Below are 4,219 nucleotides of genomic sequence, written 5' to 3'. Positions count from 1 at the left end.
CAAGCAGCAGGTGTTCGCGGAGGTCGAGGCGGTCGCCCCGGCGCACGCCATCTTCGCGACGAACACCTCCTCCCTCTCCTCTGGTCTATCGGCGGGCGAGCCGTCCGGCAGGTTTCAGCGCATCGACTGTGTTTTCGCTGCGTCGGCGGTCAGCGTGGGTTGGGGGTGCGCCACAGTCGCGGGGTGTCGCCGTCTTCGTTGTTGGCGAGGGCCCGGATTCCGTCGGCGTCCTGGGCGAGGATGTCCGCGAAGTGCTGTCGGTGGGTGTTGTCGAGGCCGTCGGGCAGGTTCGCACCGTCGGTGACGGATGCTGCGGCGCCGTCGAGGTAGCGGGCGATCCGCAAGAGCAGCGGGCGTGGGGTCGGGACGACGGAGTGGTTCGCGTCGGCGGTGATCATGCCGAGAGTCGAGAGCAGGGACAGGCCGGCGACAGCTTCTTTGTCGTCGAGGTTGATGTGTGCGACTTTCAAGGCTTCGGCCAGCGCCGCGGTGGTCAACCCGACAGCGGCGACAGGCATGGAGATGGCGCGCTCGAATTCGATCAGATCGGCGCCGGGGGCCTCGTCGGAGAGGGACACCGCGAGGGACTGCGCGAACGCGAGGAGACGTTCGTCGGTGAAGTCTCGCTGTGCGGTCTGGCGTGTGACCCGCATGAGAGTTGTGTATTCGGAGACTTTGTCGTCGAGGATATTCCGGGCTTCGGTGTCGGTGATCGTGAGCCCGAGATCGAGGAGGGCGGCCCGGAATTCGGTGGATCGGGTGTGGAGCCAGGTGGGCCGAGGACTCATCGCTGCTCCCGTGAGGTTGAGGCCGTGGTTGTCGAGGTGAGCTTAGATCCGCCTCACATCGCAAGAACGAAATGGCCGCCGAAACACGCCGGGTGGTTACAGGTCAGTGAAATCGTGTGCGCTACATTTCCCTTCCGCACCATCTCCGTTCGAGGCGGCGATGGATAGGGGTTCGCCGAGATGTCACACGACTGCAGGCGAGCCGCTCCCGATCGTGTGCCCGGCCCCCCAGAGTTGGGCACACTCGACCCACCCAGCTGGTACTGACGACCAGCAGGGTGGGTCACCCAAAGGTGTGCGGTGTGTTTTCCTCGTACCGAGTGGCCCAGGTGATAGTGGCCGAGGATGCAGTGAATATCCGATTCGGGTCTCCGCAGCGGGTTTCTCTTCGTTCCGTCGAGAACCCGTGTGCAGAACCTACGTCGAATATCGTCTCCATCAGTGTCGGACGGTACTCGAGTGCTGATGCGGAAAAACGTACAGTCAAACCACAGGACCTACTCAGTGAATGTGTGGATCAAAGTCGGGTGAGAGTGTCGAGACCGCCCCGGAATTGCAGCTCCGACGTGCTCAGGACTGGCCGGGCTTTCGCTGGGCGTGAGAATCAGTTGTCGAGTATTTCCCGGCATTGTTCCGGGGTGTTGCCTTGCTGCAGGCAATTCGACCACAGGACCTGGGGATGGTTCGGCGGATTCGTTACTGTCGGGGTGCTTGTCGTGGTCCGAGGAGTGCCAGCTGTTGGCGGTGCATCGGTCATTCCGGCTTCGGCCCGAGGGTCGGGGAAGGTCATTCCTAGTGAGTTGGTGCACGTGGTTCCGTCGCAGGATCCTCCGTTGGCGGTGATTTCGCTGACCCGGTTGATCGCTGCGGGGCCGGCGCATTCGTCCGTCCAACCGTATGTTCCGTCCGTGAACGCGGTGTTCGGGCCGGGCGAGGTGCAGTAGTCGATGTGCTTGGTCACCGCCGGCGTGGGCGTGTCGATGAATGTTGCCTCCGCTGTGGGCGGTTCGACGATGGTTTCCGTCGTGGGTTCCACAATCGTGGTACTGGAGACCGGTGTGAGTGTCCCTGAGGAGCTCGGTGTCGTGGCGGTTGCAGTTGCTCCCTCAGACGAGGCAGGTTCGGTGGATGTGCCCTGGTCGCTGCATGCACTGAGCGCGAGAAGCAGGATCGGCGCTGCTAGCCAGGATTTTTTCATTGTCATTTGTGATCGCTTCATCCTGTGGACGGGTCGGCGTGTGGTGGCAGAGCTAGGACGGGTGTCAGCGGCGCATTTCTGCGTACGCTTGTCGCCGCAGCTGTCGAAGTTGCCGCCCATCGGCCAGTTGCCAGTCCCTCCAACCGTGCCGTTGCCGGCCCATGATGTCCGTCAACGGCGCCGAGGGTGGCCCGTAGCGTTTCCCGTCGACGTCGAGGGCCCCGTCCCGCGTGATCGTTGCGATGTAGGTGAGCCCGCGGCCGGTATCGTGATACGTCAGCTGGTCGCCGACCTGTAGATGGCCGAAGAGCATGAGCTGCAAGATGTCGTCGTCGTACGCGATCGGGGCGGAAGACGGCATGATTCGATCGGGTTGGTGTGTGAGCATGGAGGATTCGGATGTCGAATCGTCGCCGTCGCACGAGTTCGGATTCGCCTCGTCAGGTTGTGCGGTTGCGGTGGCTGCACCCGCGAGACGATGTTCCGTTGTAGGTGTCGGTATCTCGACTTTGTCTGCGTGTTGGTTTCCCGAGCCCACGAGGTTTCCGATCCCGCGGCCCACCCACCCGAGCCCGGATCCGACTCCTGAGACACCGGCACCGATCGCTTTGCCGGCCGCGCCGGCGACAGCACTGCCTGCGGACGCTGCCCGACTGCCGACTTCCGCCAGGGCGTCGACGACGCTGGGACTCTCGTGGTCGGTCCATCCCATGACCTGGCTGCCACGTGCCTGCGCGAAGTCGTCGAGGTCGTTCTTGAGTTTGACGATGTCGTGTTTGAGATTGTGGGCGGCGCCCCACCGGAATCCGTCGAGTCGGTGCATTTTTGCAAAGTTCGACAGTTCCGACCGCGCGTGCAGCAACAGTTCGCCGTCGCGTTCGAAATGCTCTGCCAGCACTGTGCGTGCGTCGTCGAGCACCACCTGCAGATGCTGCGGCTCGGTGGCCTGCACGCGCGCGATCCGCAACCGCTGCCACAGATAGAGCGACTGCTCACCGACCACCAACAGGTGCAGGGATTCGCCGAGCCGGTTCTCTTCGATTGCTCGGCGGAGATAGTCGGCGCGATCCTGGACCGGGCGAGTGGCATCGAACCCGGCCAAGGTGCGTTTGACGTGTTCTCGGAGGCGTTCGATGGTCACATTCAGGGTGGGCCGGAGTCCGGCAACAGATTCCCAGTCTGCGGTCGGCAGTGTTCCGTGTTCGTCGAGGGTGGTGACGAGCCGATCCAAGGTTGTGAAATGACCGACCACGTCACCGACTCGGGACGCTTGGGCGAGGGCGAGGAGTTGTTCGACTTTACCGTCGACGCGGGCGATCGATTCGTTCACCGACGCGATGGCCACCGAGAGGGCGACCTGCACCGCGATGAGTTGGAAGGACAGTGCTTGGGTGGGGCCGAGGGATACTTTCTGCCATTGCAGTTGCTGGCGGAACTTCCCTGCTTGGTCGACGACGGTCATTCGGAAGAACCCGCTGTCACCCGGCAACGCTTTGTACGTCTTCAATGCCTGGACGCTGTCCGGTGACAGTCGCACGAACTGACCGGCCTGGGCGGCAATAGATTTCGCTCCGACGGCAGCGGCGGCGACATTGGCCATCGAGGTTGTGCTGACGCCGGAAACATCGAGTGCCTCGCCGGCGAGATCGGTCAGGCGCGCGAGGTAGCCGGCTACGACCTCCGGGTCCCCGGCAACGAGAATGCCTTCCGGCTCGACGGAGACAGCGAGTTCGCTGCCAGGGCCGGCGCCCTCGAACAGGTCCATTGCAGCAGTGCCTGGTCGAGTGGGCTCTGATAATGAACTGTTCGACGAGGGTGTCTCGTTCATCGATGTCCGCTTTCTGCTGGTGTGGTGGTTTCCGGTGGAAAGCATCCTGGCGATGTCGGTGATGGCGGCGTCGAATCGTTCCCGTCCGCCGGCCGAGTTCAAGCCACGATCGGAGCAATGAGGAATGTTTCCCGGAACGACATACACGTCGCGTTCGATGCCGGCGCGCTCCCACCCGTCCCGTGCGGCGACACCCAACAACAGCACTATCTCCAAATTCGGGCACAACGCGACGAACTCTCGGGTCCACTGAGCCGAGCGGGCACGTTCGGCCGGGGTGGAACCACCGTTCTTGACCCCGGAGACAGGGAACGGGACGACATTCCAATGCACCACGTCCGACCACGAAATACCGGCGCGGGCATACGCTTCGCGACAGTTGCGTGCAGTGCGGTCGTTGTTGTC

Annotated in this window: 3 protein-coding genes and 1 pseudogene; 2 read left to right on the top strand and 2 right to left on the bottom strand. The window is 63.2% G+C overall.

The window, feature by feature from the left end; translation table 11 throughout:
- Positions 1 to 79, top strand: a pseudogene (locus ABT116_RS40280) (3-hydroxyacyl-CoA dehydrogenase NAD-binding domain-containing protein); the annotation flags it as partial.
- Between the two features lie 181 nt (positions 80 to 260).
- Complete coding sequence (locus tag ABT116_RS40275) at positions 261 to 956, top strand: hypothetical protein (protein ID WP_351644976.1); 696 nt, start codon at positions 261 to 263, stop codon at positions 954 to 956.
- 436 nt (positions 957 to 1,392) lie between these two features.
- On the opposite strand, the gene ABT116_RS40270 is transcribed toward ABT116_RS40275, so the two are convergent.
- Both ABT116_RS40270 and ABT116_RS40265 read right to left on the bottom strand, forming a co-directional pair.
- Complete coding sequence (locus tag ABT116_RS40270; RefSeq protein WP_099699025.1) at positions 1,393 to 1,824, bottom strand: hypothetical protein; 432 nt, start codon at positions 1,822 to 1,824, stop codon at positions 1,393 to 1,395.
- Between the two features lie 226 nt (positions 1,825 to 2,050).
- Positions 2,051 to 4,219, bottom strand: a 2,169-nt coding sequence (locus tag ABT116_RS40265) for a restriction system modified-DNA reader domain-containing protein (RefSeq protein WP_502984024.1), incomplete at its 5' end; no start/stop codon positions are given.

Source organism: Streptomyces sp. NPDC002130, from assembly GCF_040296465.1.
In the GTDB taxonomy this organism is placed as follows: domain Bacteria; phylum Actinomycetota; class Actinomycetes; order Streptomycetales; family Streptomycetaceae; genus Streptomyces.
Note: the sequence above shows the minus strand (reverse complement) of the source record. Positions and strands in the feature narration are given on the sequence as shown.